A 16,996-nucleotide genomic window follows, 5' to 3' on the forward strand; every position below is an offset into this window, starting at 1 on the left:
ATTCCCAAACCCCAGCAACCCGAACACTACCCATGTCACCGCATCCAAACCCCTCCCTGAAATGGATCTGGCTCCTCCCTGTCATTCTCACGATACCGGTCGTGGAAGCCGCAAGTGTGATCTACGAACATAGCTTCTCCGGATCTTCCACCGCCAACCTGGGCGGCACCTCCCTCGATGCCTCCGCCACCGGGATGGGTGGCACCTCCGGCGCCAGGTGGATTTCCTCCACCCGCTTCAAGGCGGACGGGAGCATCGCCACCACGGACTCGGCGGGATCGGCGTTTGTCGCGTTCTCGCCCCAGAACGGCAACATCTACTCCATCTCCGTGGATACGAGGGCAACGCCCCGTGCAACGACTCCCGCGAGCCACCTGGCTTACGTCGGCATCTCCCTGAACAGCCACGTGGGGGCCACGCCGGACACTGCCGCGCCTTTCAGCTCCGGCCACAGATCCATTTCACCGATCGCAAGGAGTCCGGACGGCACACCCAACGCCAGCAACACCACCAACCCGAAGTACATTCTCCGCCGTTGGGAAACCAGCGCCACCTACATCCTGGCGGCGGATCACATTCCCACCCTGGCACTGGACCAGGGCGTCTGGCGGCTGACGATCGAGCTTGATACCACCAATGCCGGAAACTGGCAGTACCGCTGGCTGGTGGATGACGTCAACGGTTCCACCCTCACCTCCCTGAGCGTCGGAGACTGGACCTCGTTCGCCACACCCACACCTGCCATCTCCTACATCCAGCTCTTCAATACGGGGCAGCTCGGATCAGGCTCCTTCGACAACTTCAGCGTCACCGCAGTGCCGGAGCCAGCCACCGGAGTCCTTGCCGTAGCCGCCCTCGCGGCATTCGCCCTGAAACGAAAACGGACAGCCCGCAGGACCACCATGAAGGTCCTGCCAGCCGTGCTCTGCTGCTCGATGCCGCTGGTGGCGCGCGCTTCCGCAGAAGACCACTATGAAGCCTACGTCCGGAATTCGGAAGACTTCCGGCGGGTGAAGCAGGACAAGGAATGGGCTCTCAAAGCGTGGCCATCATGGACCTACATGCCGTGGACCTACCAATGGCACATCGGCTATGATGATGCCTCCGGTGAGTGGAGCCGCACCCATGGCTACAATGGAACCCTGATGGACCAAGGCCACCTGCTCCAGGAAGCCACCAGGAAGGGAAGACTCGACTGGATCGACAAACACGGCCTCCGCTTTTACCTGGACCACACGGCGGGAAAGGGGGTGCTGCACCTGTGGGACGGGGACAAGGTGAAGCCGCATCTGGAACAGTTGCAGGGTACGGGAGTCCGGAACGTGCCCCTGAACGCCGCGGCGGAAGCCGGGCTGCGGGACATCATGAAGCGCCATATTGGAGCGGTCCGCGACTCGCCCCACCGCGCCGCCTACGCGCTGGATGACGAGCCGTCCTGGGGACACTTCGTGCGTCCGGCGATGTGGCAGATCACCGACGACCCCACCGCCTACACCCAATGGCTGCGCGGCATCTACGGCCCCAAGGCGCCGGAGCGCGGGAAATGGCTGAGCTATGATGACATCCGCACCAAGCTGCCGGAATGGACCATCGCCGATTTCGACGCCAGCCCGCTGATGGACCAGTGGAGTTTCAACGACTCCTACTGGGCGAACCTTCTCGGCAGGCTGGTCGAATACTCGAACGAACTGGACCCGGCGACGCCCTGCGGCCTTGTCGGCGGGCAGGCCCCGAATGCCTTCGGCGGCTATGACTATGCCAAGCTGATGCGGAAGATGCAGTTCATCGAGAGCTACAACATCGGCTCGTCCCAAGCGATCATCCGGTCCTTCAACCCGCGGAACTCGCTGCCCACGGTGACGACCCACTTCCACCGCGACACTGCCGACACCATCTGGCAGGCTTGGTATTACCTCGCCCATGGGAACCGCGGACACATCGGCTGGGTGGAGAAATGGTTCGATGGGAAGACTCCGGAGCCCTGGCATGCGGAGGTGGCTCCCTCCTATCTGGAGGCGGAGCGGAAAATCGGCCCGCTGATGGCTGGCGCGGAGTGGAAGCACGATGGGGTGGCGATCTACTACAGCCACGCCTCCATCCAGCTGGGCTGGATCCTCGATGCGGAGTCGCACGGAAAGACCTGGCGGCAGCGGAACTCGGACGAGCGCCTGAGCAGCGCCGCCCACGTCCGGAAGGCCTGGGAAAACATGCTCCGGGATTCCGGCCTCCAGTACGATTTCATCAACTACGCGGACGTCATCCAGAAGGGGGTGCCACAGGATTACAAGGTCCTCATCCTTCCTGGGGTCCTCTGCCTTTCGGATTCGGAGGCGCGGGCGATCAGGACGTTCTGCGAGAAAGGCGGCACCGTCATCGCCGACTATCTTCCCGGACTGTGGGACCAGCACGGCAAGGGGCGCAAGGAAGGCGGAGTTCTGGACTCCATGTTCGGAGTGAGCCATTCACCGTCCCTGTCAGCGAAGGATATCTTCGGCGGAAAATATTGGGCTGAAGTGGACCAGGATACGAACTTCTCGTGGAAGGATTACGAAAGCTTCCTGACCAACAAAAACACTTCGGTGAAAGACGCGAGCGGGTTCCACAAGGCGGTGAGGGAGATGCCTGTCGGTCACGTCGCTTCAGCAGGAAAGGGAAAGGCTGTCATGATGAACCTTTCCCCCCAGTGGTACAACGCCCACCGCGAGGCGGGGCCGGAAAGGGCGGAAAAACGTGAGGTTTTCATGAAACACGTCATGGCCGCCGGGGTGCAACCGTGGGTCCGCATCTCCAGTGACCAGGCCCCGGTCCATGGATATGAGATCACCTACTGGAAGCAGTCCACGGATGGAAACCCACGGACGATCCTCTATGTCTGCTCCAATCCCGAGATCCGCGGGACTTCACTCGGCGGCGGCAACTCCGTCGGCCTGAAGTCAGACACCATCCCGGTCCGGCTGCAGTTCAACCAGACCAAGGAACAGGTCCGGGATGAACGCACCGGTGAGATGCTTGGCGATGGCAGGGAATTCCCCCTGCGGTGGAAACGGGATGAGGCCATCGTGATTTCGTTCGAAGGATTATGAACCAACCGGACGATTCCACAGAGACTCATCCCGATCCGGAAACGCCCCAAGGGTGCGGCAGGCGTGAGTTCCTGAAACGCTCCGCGGGCATCCTGGCGGGACTGCCCGGGGTGGCCCCATTCCTTCCGCTCCATGGGGAGCAGGCACACCCCTCCGCCATGCCTGGTGAAAGCAAAAGCATCATCGGCCACTATGGTTCCTGGGCGTCCAACCTCCGGCCTTCTCCTCCCACCCTGTCATTCCGGAATGCCCGTTGGACGGATCCCGCGGAGTGGCGGGTGCATGCACGGCATAAGGCCTGGGAATTGCTCGCTCCGCCGGACCAGGGCGGCGTTCCGCAGGCGCGGGTGGACCGTGCCTACGCCTACGACGGACTGACCGTGGAGGAACTGAGCTGGCAACTGCCCTACGGGCGGCGGACAAGCGCTGTCCTTCTCAAGCCCGCAGGCACCCGGGGACGCCTCCCGGCCATCCTTGCCCTCCACGACCATGGTGGGAACAAGTACTTCGGCGCGGGGAAGATCACCCGCACCGCCGCGGACATCCATCCCCTCCTCGCCGCGCATCAGGAAAAATACTACGGTGGGACCGCGTGGGCCAACGAGGCGGCCCGGAAGGGCTACGTCGTCCTGGTGCATGATGCCTTCGCATTCGGGAGCCGGCGTGTCCACTACGGGGATGTGGAAGGCATCCCGTGGGGGAACCTGAACGTCGCCGGCAGGCAAGAGCCCGATCCGCAGGATATCAATGGCATCGACAACTACAATGCGTGGGCCTCCGACCATGAGAATGTCATGTCGAAATCCCTTTTCTGCGCGGGAACGACCTGGCCGGGCGTCACACTGGCGGAAGACCGGAGCGCCTTGGACATCCTTTCGGCACGGGAGGATGTCGACGCCGGCAGAATCGGCTGCGGCGGGCTCTCGGGTGGCGGGCTGAGGACGGTTTATCTCACGGGACTGGATGATCGCATCAACTGTGCGGTTTGCGTCGGCTTCATGTCCACTTGGGACGATTTCCTTTCCCGGAAGGCCTACACGCATACCTGGATGGCCTATACCCCGCTGCTCTCCAACTACCTGGAATTTTCCGAGATCTTCGGCCTCCGGGTACCCGCCCCATTGATGGTCCTCAACAACAGGCAGGACCAGCTTTTCACGCTGGAGGAAATGGAGAAGGCGGACGCCATCCTGCGGGAGATCCATACGAAAGCCGGAGCCAGCGACCGCTTCAGGTCGGCCTTCCATGACGGCCACCACAAATTCGATCCCGCCATGCAGAAGCAAGCGTCCGACTGGTTCGACCAATGGCTCAAATGACACACGCCACCGTGCGCCAGCAGATCCGGCGTTTTCAGGAGGATTTCAGAGCGAATCATCATCCACGCCCTCGCCGAATTTCAACCGCTTCACCGGAGGCAGGCCCAGCCGGAGCGCCCGCGCGTCCTCATTGACCTCCCGTGCCCAGACCAATTTCGCGAAAACCTCGGATGGGAGCGGACCGACCAGCGCGTCGATGATGGTGGGGACATTCTCCCGGTTCCTCATGATGTTGCCATTGTGCAGGTCACAGATGATCCAGGCCTGCTCCTGCAGCCAGAAGACCGCGATCTCCCGGTTGAGGCGGGTGAATGGCGGGATGATCGCCCGGATGGCGTCCGTCGCCGCGCGCCGGTCCTTCAGGAAGTCGGCGTAGGGCATGGCCAGCGGCTGTTTCGCGATGAGGAAATTCCCGTCGTCCGACAGGCCGACGATCTCCGTAGGGTGCCCGCCCGCATCATTGAGGACGATGAGTTTTTCCAGGGTGTCCCGCAGCGTGGCGTCATGGAGGACGATCTCATGGCGCTCATCCTCCATCTGTTCGAGCGTGACCCGCTTTCCGAGCGAGCCATTGGCGCGGAGGTTGAACAGCTTGTAGACGACACGGGCTTCGTCATCCGCGAAGGGGTAGGCCTCCGCGCCGCTCCTGAGCTGGCGGAGTTCCTTCGACCCGAGCATGCCGTCGGCATCCAGGGTGATGCCCATCCGCCCCAGCGAAATCAGCGGGACGTCGCGCCGGGAGGATTCTGAGGCAAAAGCTGCATTCCAAACATCAGCCTGAAGCGATTCCCGGGATGGAGTGCGTTGAGCTGCGTCCAGGATTCCGCCTGCTCGCTGGCGGTTAAGGGCAGAGCAAGCTGCTCGCTGAGCGGATGCTGGGCTTCCGAAATCAATGGCACTGGGCCGGTCGGTCCGGAAGTCGATTGCGAACTGGGCTGGGAAGAGTTCATTCAAACGTGTGAGAGGGAATGCCTTGAGGATTCTGGCATCAGGAGCAGTCCCACCCGCATCCTAAACCAAGCCTCCGGCGGCTCAAGGATTTCCGGAGAAATGTCACCATCACGCGATGATGGAGAAGCCCCGGACGCCCTCCAGCGGGGGGATCTCCTCCGCCATCAGGGACTTGATGTGGTGCGCCACGTTCGATTCCTCCGCGATTTCCCGGATGAAGTCCTCCACCTCGCCCCGCTCCCCCATGACCTGGAGCTCCACCGTGCCGTCCGGAAGGTTTTTCACCCAGCCACAGACGTCAAAACCACGCGCCAGATCCTTCGCCGTGTAGCGGAAACCGACGCCTTGGACCCTACCGCTGAAAATCACCCGCTTTGCCATCATCACGGCCCATTTCCCACGATCCGGCGGCACGGGTGAAGGATTTAATTCCGGAGACTTGCGGAGCGCGGACTTCAGTCCGCCCCAAAGAATCCAGCCAGCGAAACCAAGCGGACTGAAGTCCGCGCTCCGTTCCCTCACGACCTCACCTCGTGGGCGAAGACGTACTTTTTGCAGGATTCGCAGACCAAAAACAGATCCTCCATCTCGCCCTCGCCCTTTTCCCAGCGCTTTTCAAATTCAGTGCCGCAGTGGAGGCAGGCGCGCTTCGGGTGCATGATGCCCAGCACCAGCGCATAGATGCTGCTGGCGATGAAGACCGCCCAGCCCGGATTCGCCCATGTGGGCCGGCCCATCCATCCGGCGATGATCACGATGGTGGTGCCGATGCCAACACCCACCGCACAGCCGATGTACTGGCGGCGCTTCCACCGCGCACGCCCGTCCAGCAGGGCCTGCGCGGCTTCGTCCAGGAAGTAGCCCTCATGGGGATACTCCTTGATTTCGAGCGGCCGGGATCTCACTCGGCCAGGGCCTTGATGATCTGGCGGCGCACCTCAACGATGTCGAGCTTGTCGGTGTGCTTCCACAGGATCTTGCCATCCTTGCCGAGCAGCACGGTGTGCGGCAGCGCGCCGGTCCAGTCCTTGTCGATGGCGTCCGCCAGCGGATCGGTGTTTTCTGCGGTCCAGATGTAGTTGTTGGTGGTGCGGCCTTCCTCTTTCACGGAAGGGGCGGTCTTGTCCGAAAGCGCGGCGTGGCGGGAGGTGAGAAACTTGCCGACAACGGCCTTTTTCTCAGCAGGGTCGATGCTGATGGAGATGAACTCGAACGGGCGGTTCTGGAAGCGGCGGTAGGTTTCCACCAGTTCCGGAAACTCCGCGACGCACGGGCCGCAGGTGGTGGACCAGAAGTTGATGAGGCGGATCTTGTCCGTGCCGTTGGCGCGGAGCTTCTTCGCCAGGTCCACGCTCAGGTCCTCAACGGTGACCGGCTTGGCCTTCCAGTTCGCTTCGTCCTTCTCGACGTTGCTGGCCTTGAACAGCCATTTCGTGGAGCAGCCGAACGGGCGCGGGGTTTTCTCGCCCACTTCCTTGCCGGCGAGGGTGGCGTCCAGCGCGTCACGCAGGTAGCTCTTTTCCGTGGGGCCGGACTTCCGCTTCATGTCATCCATGCGGCCGGTGAAGACGAGCTTCCGCCCACCATCGAACAGGAACACGTGCGGAGTGGCCTGCGCGCCGCAGGCGGTGGCGAACTTCTGATTTTCTCCGTCGTAGAGGTAGGGGAAGGTCCAGCCGTTCTCCATGGCGAACGGAGTCATTTCCTCGAAGGAGTCATTGTAGGGGGAGTAGCCCAGCTCGTCCGGAGTGAGGCTGCCCGGGTTGTTGGCGTTCACCGCCACCATGGCCACGCCCTTGCCCTTGTAGTCCTGGTAGATCTGCTCCATCCGGGTGGCCGCGCCCACGGCATCAGGACAGTGATTACAGGTGAAAACAACGCAGAGGGCCTTCGCGTCCTTGTAGTCCGCCAGGGTGCGCGTCTTGCCATCGGTCCCTTTGAGGGAGAACTCAGGAGCGGGCGAGCCGATCTCGAGGACTTTCGGGATTTCCTGTCCGAAGGCGGGCGCGATGAGCGCGGCGGCCACGATTCCCAGTACGGTTTGGATTTTCATCAGACCCGGATACAAGCGGCGGAAGGGAAATCCTGCAAGGAATCTCCCATTCGCCGGGGGCCATCCATCCCGGCTCTGTTCCGGGAGCGGAGGGTGATGGCCGGCAACTGTCTTTTTTGTATTGCTTCCGGGGTTGATCGCGTAGCCTTGGTTTCCAGTTCCCATATCCATGAAACCCATCCCGTTCATCCTCCTTTCCCTCGCCCCGCTCGCCCACGCGGGATTCCGCGCCCAGCCGATCGATGACAAGGTCACCATTGGCTACGGCCTAGCGGTGGCGGATGTGGATGGCGACGGCAAGGATGACATCCTGCTGGTGGATGCAGCCCAGACCGTTTGGTACAAGAACCCGACCTGGGAGAAGCACACGCTGAGCGGAAAGCTGACGCCGAAGGATCACGTCTGCGTCTGTGCGAAGGACATCGACGGCGACGGCAAGGCGGAGGTGGCGGTGGGCGCGGAGTGGGCACCGAACGATACGAAGGACAGCGGCGCGGTCTTCGCCCTCTTCCCCAGTGAGGACCGGACGAAGCCTTGGAAGGAAAAGGCGCTGCACCGGGAGCCGACGACCCACCGCATGCACTGGGTGCTGGAGAAGCCGGGCGTTAACTTCCTCGCCGTGTTGCCGCTCCACGGCTGCGACAACGTGAAGGGCGAAGGCCCGGGCATCAAATTCCTGGGTTACCGTCCGGAAAAGGATCCGACCAAGGATTGGGCGACCTTTCTCCTGCACGAAGGCTTCCACATGGCCCACAACTTCGATCCCGTGAAGTGGCCCGGCAACGAGGAGGGAGAGAGCCTGCTGGTCGCCTGCAAGGAGGGAACCCACCTGCTCCAGCAAAGGGACGGGAAATGGAACGCCACCCGCATGACCGAAAAAGGCTCCGGCGAGGTTCGCACGGGCAGGCTGCCGGGAGGGAAGCGCTTCATCGCCACCATCGAGCCGATGCACGGCAACGAGGTGGTCATCAACCCGGAGAACGCGGAAGGGAAGCTGTGGTCGGAGAAACGCGTCGTACTGGATGACACGCTGGCCCAGGGCCACGCACTGGCGGCGGCGGATTTCCTGGGACTCGGCCATGACCAGGTGGTGGCGGGCTGGCGCGAACCGTCGAAGGACACGAAGAAGGTCGGCATCAGACTCTACGCTCCGAACGCGGATGGCACGGAGTGGAAGCTGCACTCGCTGGTCGATGACAACACCATGGCCTGCGAGGACATCAAGGCGGCGGACCTGAACGGTGACGGCAAGCCGGACCTCATCGCCTCCGGACGGGCGACGAAGAACCTCATCATTTACTGGAACGAATAACAACGGCCATGGAACCACGGGTCACCCTCATCACCCTCGGCGTGGCGGATCTGCCCCGCGCCGTCCGCTTTTACCGCGACGGCCTCGGCCTGCCGACGAACTACAAGGACGGCGATCCCATCGCCTTCTTCGACACGCTGGGGACGAAGTTCTCCGTGTTTCCGCTCGCCGAGCTGGCCCACGACATTTCCCCGGAGACGAAGCCATGCGGTGGAGGATTCAGGGGCATCACGCTGGCCCACAACGTCCACGCGAAGGAAGAGGTGGCAGCGGTGCTGGCTGAGGCGCAGCGAGCCGGGGCCATCATTGTGAAGCCCGCGCAGGATGCCTTCTGGGGCGGGCACAGCGGCTACTTCACGGACCCGGACGGCCACTACTGGGAGGTCGCGTGGAATCCCCTGTCCCCGCTGGGCGAGGATGGATTCATGACGCTGGAGCCCTGACGGCCTGTTGAAATGGATGCGCCGTGGCGGGGCGTCACGGCCACTTTCCTTCTCCTTCCTCCCTCCTTTCCTCCATGATCGCGTAATAGGCTGTTGGCCGGATTTGTGACAGTGTCTTCACGTCAGCGCGACGGACGCCCCCCGACCGGAACAAAGACAAAATCTCCCCCCGAGAAACCAACTCCCCCCAAAAAGAAATCGGCAGGTGATTCCCCCCGCGGTGTCATCTGCCGATTGGATTTGGCGGGGTCCCTCACAGCGCACCTTGCATAGGTGGAGTGCGATTTCGCCCCCTCCCGCGGGAAGCGTCCATCCGCAGCGAACTGAGCGTCAACGCCTCCTGCCCCGGCACATGATCTGCGGATCTGGTTCCACCAATCCAACCCATTGGAACCATGAAACAGAAACACGACCCGAAAACCAAGAAATCGCATCAGGAAAGCGAACATCCGTCCCGCAAGTCATCTTCCCCGCCGCAGGAGAGCAATCCACGCCGCCGCAGCGACAATGAGGCGAAGATCGAGAACGACATGATCCTCCGCCGCTGAAATACGTCCGGGCAATCCACTGACCCGGTGCACGCGGGCCGCCCATCCGGCGGCCCGTTTTCGTGGGGAGACCTCCTCAATGCGCGGCCATCAGGCACCCCGCCAATGCCACAACGTGAAAGAGGACGATGATGAACGGCCAGAAAAGAAGCGAGCGCAGGAGGACGACGGGTGGCAAAGTGGTGGCAGAATCCGTCCAAACCCTAACATTAGCACCAAAAAAACAGGGAATTCCTCAGATAAACCCGGATTCACGTTCCGATGGCCGCTGCACGTGCGGAAATCCCGCGACGCTCCCCCCGGAAGCCGTCCATCCCGGACAGCGAAGACGATGAGGCCATTTCTCCGTAGATTGAAACATCCCGGCGTTCTGGAGCTTATCATTTGCGCCATTTTCCCTTGAACCCATCATGCAATCACGGCGCGACTTCATCCAAAGGGCGGCATTGCTCTCCGGCAGCCTCGGTACCATCGCCGCCATCCCCCCTTCGCTGCTCAGGGCACTCGAGATCGGGCCGAAGGACGGTTCCACTTTCATGGATGCGGAGCATGTCGTGATCCTGATGCAGGAGAACCGCTCGTTCGATCATGCCTTCGGAACGCTGTCCGGCGTCCGGGGATTCGATGATCCGCGGGCGATCACCACGCCCGGCGGAAACCCGGTATGGCTGCAAACGGATGCGGCAGGCAGGACGTTCGCCCCCTTCGGACTGAACATCCACGGGACGAAGGCGACATGGATGGGCGACCTGCCCCATGACCGCGGCTCCGAAATCGCCGCAGGCAACAAGGGCAGGCATGACCAGTGGCTGAAGGTGATGCACTCCGGGACCAAGGACTACGCGGAGATGCCACTCACACTCGGCCACTATGAACGCCGTGACATTCCCTTCTACCATGCCTTTGCGGACGCGTTCACCATCTGCGACCAACACTTCTGCTCCGCGCAGACCTGCACGACGCCCAACCGCCTTTTCCTCTGGACCGGGACGAACCGTGACCCGCGCGATCCGTCGGCACCCGTCGTCCTGCGCAACCAGCAGGTCGATCTGGATTCCCCGGCGGACTGGCCGACCTTCCCCGAGCGGCTGGAGGCAAACGGTGTTTCATGGAAGATCTACCAGAACGAGATCACGATGCCCACTGGTCTGGGCCCCGGGGAAAGCGCATGGCTGGAGAACTTCGGCGACAACCCGATGGAATACTTCACCCAGTACCATGTGGAGTTCCACCCCGCCCACCTCTCCCACCTGCAGGACCGGCGGGCCGCGCTCGAAATGACGATCCGCAGGCTGGAGGCAGGAGACCAGATTCCAGAGGAAAACATGGACCTCTATTCAGCGAAGGAGGCCCTCACCGCTCTCGAAACGGAGATCGGGCGTTGCTCGCCGGAAAATTTCCTCAAGCTGCCCGAATGGGAACGCAGCCTCCACCGGAAGGCCTTCTCCACCAACACGGGGGATCCGGACCACCGCCGGCTGGAAACACTGGTCTACCAGGACGACGGCATGGAGAGGCGGATGGAGGTTCCCGCCGGGGATGTGCTCCACCAGTTCCGCCAGGATGTGGACCAAGGGAAGCTCCCTGCCGTTTCATGGCTCGTGGCGCCGGCGAATTTCTCCGACCACCCGAGCGCACCGTGGTACGGGGCGTGGTATGTCTCCGAGGTGCTGGACATCCTCACCCGCGATCCGGAAGTGTGGCGGAAAACCATCCTCATCCTGACCTACGACGAGAACGACGGTTACTACGACCACGTCCCCCCCTTCGTCCCTCCCCACCCGGCGGATGCGGGGAGCGGCGCTGTCTCCGGAGACCTGGACACCACCGGGGAGTTCGATGAACTGGGCCATCCCATCGGCCTCGGTTACCGCGTGCCGATGGTCATCGCCTCACCGTGGAGCCGGGGCGGGAATGTCTGTTCGCAGGTCTTCGACCACACTTCGGTCCTTCGGTTTCTGGAAGTGCTCCTGAAGGGCAGGACCCCGCAGCCCATCGTTGAAACGAACATCAGCGCGTGGCGCAGGACGATCTGCGGAGATCTCACCTCCACCTTCCAACCAGCGGGTGCCGGGCCGGCGAAAAACCCGCTCCCGCTGGAACGCGACACCTTTGTCGGAGCCATCCACAATGCGCGGTTCAAGGATGCCCCGGCGGGGTTCAGGAGCCTCACTCCGGAGGAAATCTCGGAGATCCGGCAGGATCCCGCCGGTTCCCCTCTCCTACCCCGCCAGGAACCCGGCACCCGGACATCACTCGCATTGCCATACGAGCTGCATGCCGACGGCTGGCTCTCAAAGGACGGCACCACCTTCAGCATCATTTTCCGAACCGGAGAACGCTCGGCGGGTGCGCCATTCCAGGTGTATGCACCGGGAAACTTCCTTTCCTCCCGGACCGACCGGGATCCGGGGGTGGAGGAAGACGCCGTGATCCATGAAGCGGCACGGCGGTGGTCGTTCGCCGTCGAGGCGGGGCGGGAGGTGCGATACTCGTGGCCGGTGGCTTCGTTCGAAAACGGGGTGTATCATCTGCGGGTCTATGGGCCGAACGGCTTTTACCGCGAATTCCGCGGGACCGCCGGTGACCCGCCCATACTGGTGCTGCCGGACTACGTGCCGCAGGGTCCCGCCATCCGGCTGGCGGTGGCGAACCGGCAGTCCTCCGGGGATCTCGCCTGCTCCGTGGAGGACGTTTCCTATGGAAGGCCCGCCGTCGCCCTCGCCATCCCTGCGGGTGGGCACGCCACCCTTCCGCTGGATCTCGCCGACAGCTCCGGGTGGTATGATTTCACGCTCCACATCGCGGGCCACGGGCCATTCTCACGGCGCTGGGCGGGGCGGGTGGAGACGGGCAAGGCCGGCACCACCGATCCGTTGATCGGCCGCGGCGCGACGAAGACCGTCCTTCAGGAAGAGCCAGGAACAGAACCTTCCACCCGCCGGAACTGACCCCGGCCCCGGTGGGGCCGGTCAGGCGTTCCTTCGCCGCGGATGAACTCCACCGCATCACCCGCTACGACGGTGGAGTCCGCACGGTGATCCTCGTCAACACCCCGAAGAAGAAGAAGAGTGCGGGCTCATTGGAATCCTTCCGCTACTTTCCAATCGCCAAGCGGCCCTGGTTCTGCCATGTTTCCCTCGTCGCAAGACAAGACGGTCCGGCTGAGATGCTTCGAGGTTATTGGGTTTTTCCTCGGGGATGATCATCCGGACCGTTTTTTTTGCCCGATCAGCTCTGGATTGGAAATGGGGCAGCAGGACAGGAAAGGGCCGGCAGCGCTGGATTCCGTCATCAATTCTCCGATCTCACGCCGGAATGGAAATCAGCTTCACCAGGCACTCAGGCCGGTGTGTTCGAGTGGTGGTCCCGGGTGGAATCGAACCACCACCTACGGCTTCGGAGACCATCGTCCTATCCATTGGACTACGGGACCTTTCTCGCGGAGGCGGGGAGATTTAGCGGCCCGCTCCCCTCTTGGCAAGGAGAAGGGTGGCGAAATTTCCCGCCTCCCTTCTCCTGCAGATCACAGGGGCGTCACTTCACGCAGCCGTCGTAGAAGTGGTAGTCGCCGTCCTTCGCCCAGCGGCTGATGCACAGCGCCAGTTCCCGCGCGTGGTAGTCGCCCCACTGTGAGGACTCACCGAAGGGGACTTTCTTCCCTTCCGGGATATAGTCCCAGCCGTTCGGGCGGTGGTAGACGCTGTGGAGCAGCAGGCCGTGATGGCTTTCGTCCGAGGAAAGGTACGGGTCCGCGAACAGGGAGCGGGCGGTGGTGAGTCCGGCCTGCCAATACTTCGCGCCGTCCTCCGATCCGGTGCCGAGCCAGCGGCCGAGGCGGAGCAGACCTTGTGCGCCGATGGCGGCGGCGGAGGAGTCGATCGGCTCGTGGTCGTTGTCCGGCTGGGAAACGCGGTCGAGGTAGTCGCCGAGGTGGACGAGCCCGGGAGCGCCGGTGTCCCAGTAGGGCACGCCATCGACGGGGGTGTTCGCGATGAAGAAATCGCAGGTTGCGCGGGCGGCCTTCTCGAAGATGGCGACCACGGCAGTGCGGCCGCCGAAAGGTGCCAGCGCGTCATCCGGAACGAGGGCGAGGAACTCGAGCTGTTCCGCGAAGCCGACCATGGCCCAGGCGAGGCCGCGGGTCCAGGTGGTGAAACCGGTGTAGCCCTGCTGGGAGTTCGGGCAGCGGAAGTTGCCATCGTTGGTGTTGAAGACGGCCTCGTGCGCGGCGCGGCCCCACACATCATAGACGTCCCGGCCCTCACCGTAGAAGACGGAGTATTTCGCGGTGGCCTTGCAGTGGAAGATGAGGCGCTCCAGCAGGTCGGTTTCCTTGTCACCCTCGTCCATGGCCTTGTGGCCGAGCAGCCATGAGCAGGCGAGCGCGCGGCAGGAACGGATGGTGTCCACGAACAGGGAGTGCGGGCCGTTGAAGGAGTAGAGGTATCCGCCGCCGTCGGAGGTCGGGGTGAAGCGGCGGGCCTGGGACGCGCCGGAAAGCTTCAGCGCCAGGATGTTGAACTCCCGCTCCCACTTGTCCTGCGGGATGCGGCCTTCCTTGATGAGGCGCAGCAGGTTGCCGTAGGTGGAGACGTTGTTGAATCCATGGTCATGCACGCCGAAGTGGCTGACGTGCGGGGCCATCAGCTCGACGGTGTTTTTCCGCGCGTAGTCGAGATGCCATTCGTCACCCGTCGCGTCGAACTGGAGCAACGCGGAGCCGAAGACGAACCCCTGCGTCCATTCCGTCCAGCCGCGCGTGGTGTATTTCCCGGCGGCGGTGAATACGGGCGAACCTTTGGCTGTATCATATTCGGCGTCGATCCGGCGGATCTTCGCATCGGAATACTGCCAGAGCTTGTCGATCGCCGGTTGCAGGTCGGCGGCGGTGAGATTTTGGTCGATGTTGAGCATGGGTCTGTGGATAGAAGATTTGGATCAACCACGGATGGACGCGGATGAACACGGATGAGAAAAGGGAGGCAGGCTGTTCGCTTTATCTGTGTCCATCTGCGTTCATCTGCGGTTTGAATTTCTTTTCAGAGCTTTTCGATGTGGAAGCCACCGTCGAGGTAGATGGCGTCCCCGGTGGTGAAAGGCCAGTCTCCGGCGGCGAAGGAACGGACGGCGCGGCCGACATCCTCCGGGTTGCCCCAGCGCTTCGCGGGGACGGTGGAGCCGCTGTCGATGATGGCGTCGTACTTCTCCTTCACGCCGGAGGTCATGTCCGTGGCCATGATGCCGGGGCGAAGCTCGATGACCTGGGCGATCTCCGCGAGGCGCAGCGCCCACAGCTTTGACGCCATGGCGAGGCCCGCCTTCGACACGCAATACTCGCCCCGGTTCAGCGAGGCCGCCGTGGCGGAAATGGAGGAGACGAAGACCATCTTGTAGCCGCCGGGCACCGGGCAGTCGGCGGCGCCGCGCTCCAGCCAATGGTTCGCCACATCCTGCGCGAGGAAGTAGGGGGCCTTCAGATTCACCTCGATGAGCTTGTCGAAGCTGTCCTCGGAGGCTTCGGAAATGTCCTTCCGCTCCGGCGGGGCGATGCCCGCGTTGGAGACGAAGACGTCCAGCTTGCCCAGCAGGCGGATGGCCAGACGAACCAACGAGCGGCGGTCCATGTTCTTGCCGAGGTCCGCACCCAGCACGGGGAACTGCGCATCCGCACGCGGCGAGATGTTCTGGCAAGCCTCCGCCGTCTCCTGCGCAGCGAACTTGTTGCCGGCATAGTGGATGGCCACATCGAACCCGGCCTTCGCCAGTTCAATGGCGATGCCACGGCCAAGGCCGCGGCTGGATCCGGTCACAAGGGCGGTGGGGGCGGATGAATTTTCCTCAGGCATGACAGAAGGGTAGAAGTGAATTTTGTTGGATGCAATAAAAAGACATCGGGAGCTTTGGCATCCGAAAAGGGACATTTCATCCCTGTCCCGTTCCAGAGGTCAAGAACCCGGTTGCGGAGCATCGGGACAGCAAAGGGACATGACAATCCCGAGGATGGCGTCGCGCACTCATCTCCTATCCAACAACTTACACGGAAATGGACAAACGGGACATTTCCGGGACAGGACGGATTTGTCCCCAGGGAAAAGGGAAAGGGACACAGGGGGGCTTATAAGAAGCCCCCCGTGTCCCGATCCCGGCACTTTGGTCTGGAGATGCGTAGCTTGATGAAACACTTCTCCGAGCTGAAGCCAGAGGACCCTGCCGGAGTCACAGGCACAGCCGGTGCATCCACAGTCCGGGGCGGTGGCGGCGCTTCGGTCTGCGGACGAACTTCGGCAGCTCCGCCGTTTTCTCGAAGCAGAACCGCCGCGGCAGGTCCGTGTAGAGGGATACCGGAGCGTCCTTCACGTTCTTCAACCGCGCTCCGCTGACCGGGCTGTGATACCAGATCCGGCGGATGCCCAGTTCCTCCACGATGAAGCGGATGGCCGCGCAGAGCATCGCCTCATCCCAGAACTGGCGGGAAAGCCTGAGCCGCTCATTCCAGTAGCGGAGCACCAGTGCAGCATCGATCTCCACACCGCGCACCCTGACGGTGGTGAGCTGCTGCGAAAGGATGCGGTCCACGTCCCAGCGTACCTCGCGCAGACGGTCATTCTGGATTTCCTCGATGAGCGCCTCACCCGTGCTCCAGTCCAGGTCGATGCGCGCCCAGGCGAGCGTACGGTGAAGCCCCCGGTGGATGGGATGGAACCTCCGTTCAAAGGGATCGCGGTCCCGCTCGGGCTGGATGCGGTTCATCCACTCCACGTCATGGCTGTTGAGATTGAGCTGGAGCACGATGTTCCATGCACGGTTGCCCTTGCGGGTTGTCTGCGACCAGCCTCCGTACAAACCGGCGGTAAGGCGGTATGTTTCCGTCTCCTGCGGCCAGAGCATGTCCAGATCCCCCGGCGTGATTGCTTTCTTTCCGAGCGATCCGAGCCATGTCCTGATCTGTGGCTTTTCGAACAGTCTGCCCAGTGATGTCTTTTTCAGTTCCTCATGGCAGGCGCGTTCCATTCCCATCCGGAGGAGGGAGATGGCGTAGCCGTCCTTGCCATAGGTGAAGAGCGTGCGTCCCCCGGGCAGGAGGGACAGAAGCTCTTCGGCTTCGTCTTGTTTCATGCGATCTCGCGTCGCGGGCATGATCAGCCCGTCTTGTTTTTCTGGTTCCATGGAAGCCACCGCGAAAGGAGCGGCGGCATGTGCACTGATGACCCGCCTTCAGGAAAGGAAGGCGGCATCGGGATCAGGGCCTGGAACTCGGGACACGCATGATGGTGCGGGGTAAGA

At 62.6% G+C, this 16,996-nt stretch carries 13 protein-coding genes and 1 tRNA gene; 6 read left to right on the forward strand and 8 right to left on the reverse strand.

Going from position 1 to position 16,996, the window contains the following annotated elements; all coding sequences use genetic code 11:
• The first annotated feature begins 32 nt into the window (after nucleotides 1-32).
• Both OVA24_RS21090 and OVA24_RS21095 read left to right on the forward strand, forming a co-directional pair.
• The gene (locus tag OVA24_RS21090; RefSeq protein WP_267672181.1) at nucleotides 33-3,083 is read left to right on the forward strand and encodes a beta-galactosidase trimerization domain-containing protein; all 3,051 of its coding nucleotides are present in this window, start codon (nucleotides 33-35) and stop codon (nucleotides 3,081-3,083) included.
• A gap of 158 nt (nucleotides 3,084-3,241) precedes the next feature.
• Nucleotides 3,242-4,402 (forward strand): alpha/beta hydrolase family protein, encoded by a 1,161-nt coding sequence (locus OVA24_RS21095; RefSeq protein WP_267672183.1) that lies wholly within the window; start codon nucleotides 3,242-3,244, stop codon nucleotides 4,400-4,402.
• Between the two features lie 45 nt (nucleotides 4,403-4,447).
• Here OVA24_RS21095 and OVA24_RS21100 read toward each other — a convergent pair whose 3' ends face one another.
• From OVA24_RS21100 to OVA24_RS21115, 4 genes are all read right to left on the reverse strand, one after another.
• Nucleotides 4,448-5,107, reverse strand: a complete 660-nt coding sequence (locus OVA24_RS21100; protein ID WP_267672185.1) for a hypothetical protein — start codon at nucleotides 5,105-5,107, stop codon at nucleotides 4,448-4,450.
• Nucleotides 5,108-5,461: 354 nt separating this feature from the next.
• Entirely contained in the window at nucleotides 5,462-5,767 is a 306-nt protein-coding gene (locus OVA24_RS21105; RefSeq protein ID WP_267672187.1) for an acylphosphatase, read from the reverse strand.
• Nucleotides 5,768-5,871: 104 nt separating this feature from the next.
• Complete coding sequence (locus OVA24_RS21110) at nucleotides 5,872-6,258, reverse strand: hypothetical protein (protein ID WP_267672189.1); 387 nt, start codon at nucleotides 6,256-6,258, stop codon at nucleotides 5,872-5,874.
• The gene (locus OVA24_RS21115; protein WP_267672191.1) at nucleotides 6,255-7,406 is read right to left on the reverse strand and encodes a redoxin family protein; all 1,152 of its coding nucleotides are present in this window, start codon (nucleotides 7,404-7,406) and stop codon (nucleotides 6,255-6,257) included. Before OVA24_RS21115 ends, OVA24_RS21110 begins: the two co-directional genes overlap by 4 nt.
• Before the next feature lie 169 nt (nucleotides 7,407-7,575).
• Here OVA24_RS21115 and OVA24_RS21120 point away from each other — a divergent pair, with 169 nt between their 5' ends.
• From OVA24_RS21120 to OVA24_RS21135, 4 genes are all read left to right on the forward strand, one after another.
• The gene (locus OVA24_RS21120; RefSeq protein ID WP_267672193.1) at nucleotides 7,576-8,718 is read left to right on the forward strand and encodes an FG-GAP and VCBS repeat-containing protein; all 1,143 of its coding nucleotides are present in this window, start codon (nucleotides 7,576-7,578) and stop codon (nucleotides 8,716-8,718) included.
• 8 nt (nucleotides 8,719-8,726) lie between these two features.
• A complete protein-coding gene (locus OVA24_RS21125) occupies nucleotides 8,727-9,161 on the forward strand; it encodes a VOC family protein (RefSeq protein WP_267672194.1) in 435 nt (144 codons plus the stop codon).
• A gap of 395 nt (nucleotides 9,162-9,556) precedes the next feature.
• Nucleotides 9,557-9,709 carry a hypothetical protein gene (locus OVA24_RS21130; RefSeq protein WP_267672196.1) on the forward strand — a complete coding sequence of 51 codons (153 nt, stop codon included), beginning with the start codon at nucleotides 9,557-9,559 and terminating at the stop codon, nucleotides 9,707-9,709.
• A 410-nt stretch (nucleotides 9,710-10,119) separates the two neighbouring features.
• Nucleotides 10,120-12,660, forward strand: coding sequence for a phosphocholine-specific phospholipase C (locus OVA24_RS21135; RefSeq protein ID WP_267672198.1), 2,541 nt, complete (start codon nucleotides 10,120-10,122; stop codon nucleotides 12,658-12,660).
• Between the two features lie 410 nt (nucleotides 12,661-13,070).
• Here the strand turns inward: OVA24_RS21135 and OVA24_RS21140 are convergent.
• The 4 genes from OVA24_RS21140 to OVA24_RS21155 all read right to left on the reverse strand — a co-directional run bounded on the left by OVA24_RS21140 (nucleotide 13,071) and on the right by OVA24_RS21155 (nucleotide 16,828).
• Nucleotides 13,071-13,145, reverse strand: a tRNA-Arg gene (locus OVA24_RS21140).
• A gap of 101 nt (nucleotides 13,146-13,246) precedes the next feature.
• On the reverse strand, nucleotides 13,247-14,626 hold the full coding sequence (locus OVA24_RS21145; protein ID WP_267672200.1) for a glycosyl hydrolase: 1,380 nt from the start codon (nucleotides 14,624-14,626) through the stop codon (nucleotides 13,247-13,249).
• Between the two features lie 125 nt (nucleotides 14,627-14,751).
• The gene (locus OVA24_RS21150) at nucleotides 14,752-15,558 is read right to left on the reverse strand and encodes a 3-ketoacyl-ACP reductase (RefSeq protein ID WP_267672201.1); all 807 of its coding nucleotides are present in this window, start codon (nucleotides 15,556-15,558) and stop codon (nucleotides 14,752-14,754) included.
• 370 nt (nucleotides 15,559-15,928) lie between these two features.
• Nucleotides 15,929-16,828: a hypothetical protein gene (locus OVA24_RS21155; protein WP_267672204.1), complete on the reverse strand. Its 900-nt coding sequence runs from the start codon at nucleotides 16,826-16,828 to the stop codon at nucleotides 15,929-15,931.
• Nucleotides 16,829-16,996 lie beyond the last annotated feature (168 nt).

This window comes from Luteolibacter sp. SL250, assembly GCF_026625605.1.
GTDB lineage: Bacteria > Verrucomicrobiota > Verrucomicrobiia > Verrucomicrobiales > Akkermansiaceae > Luteolibacter.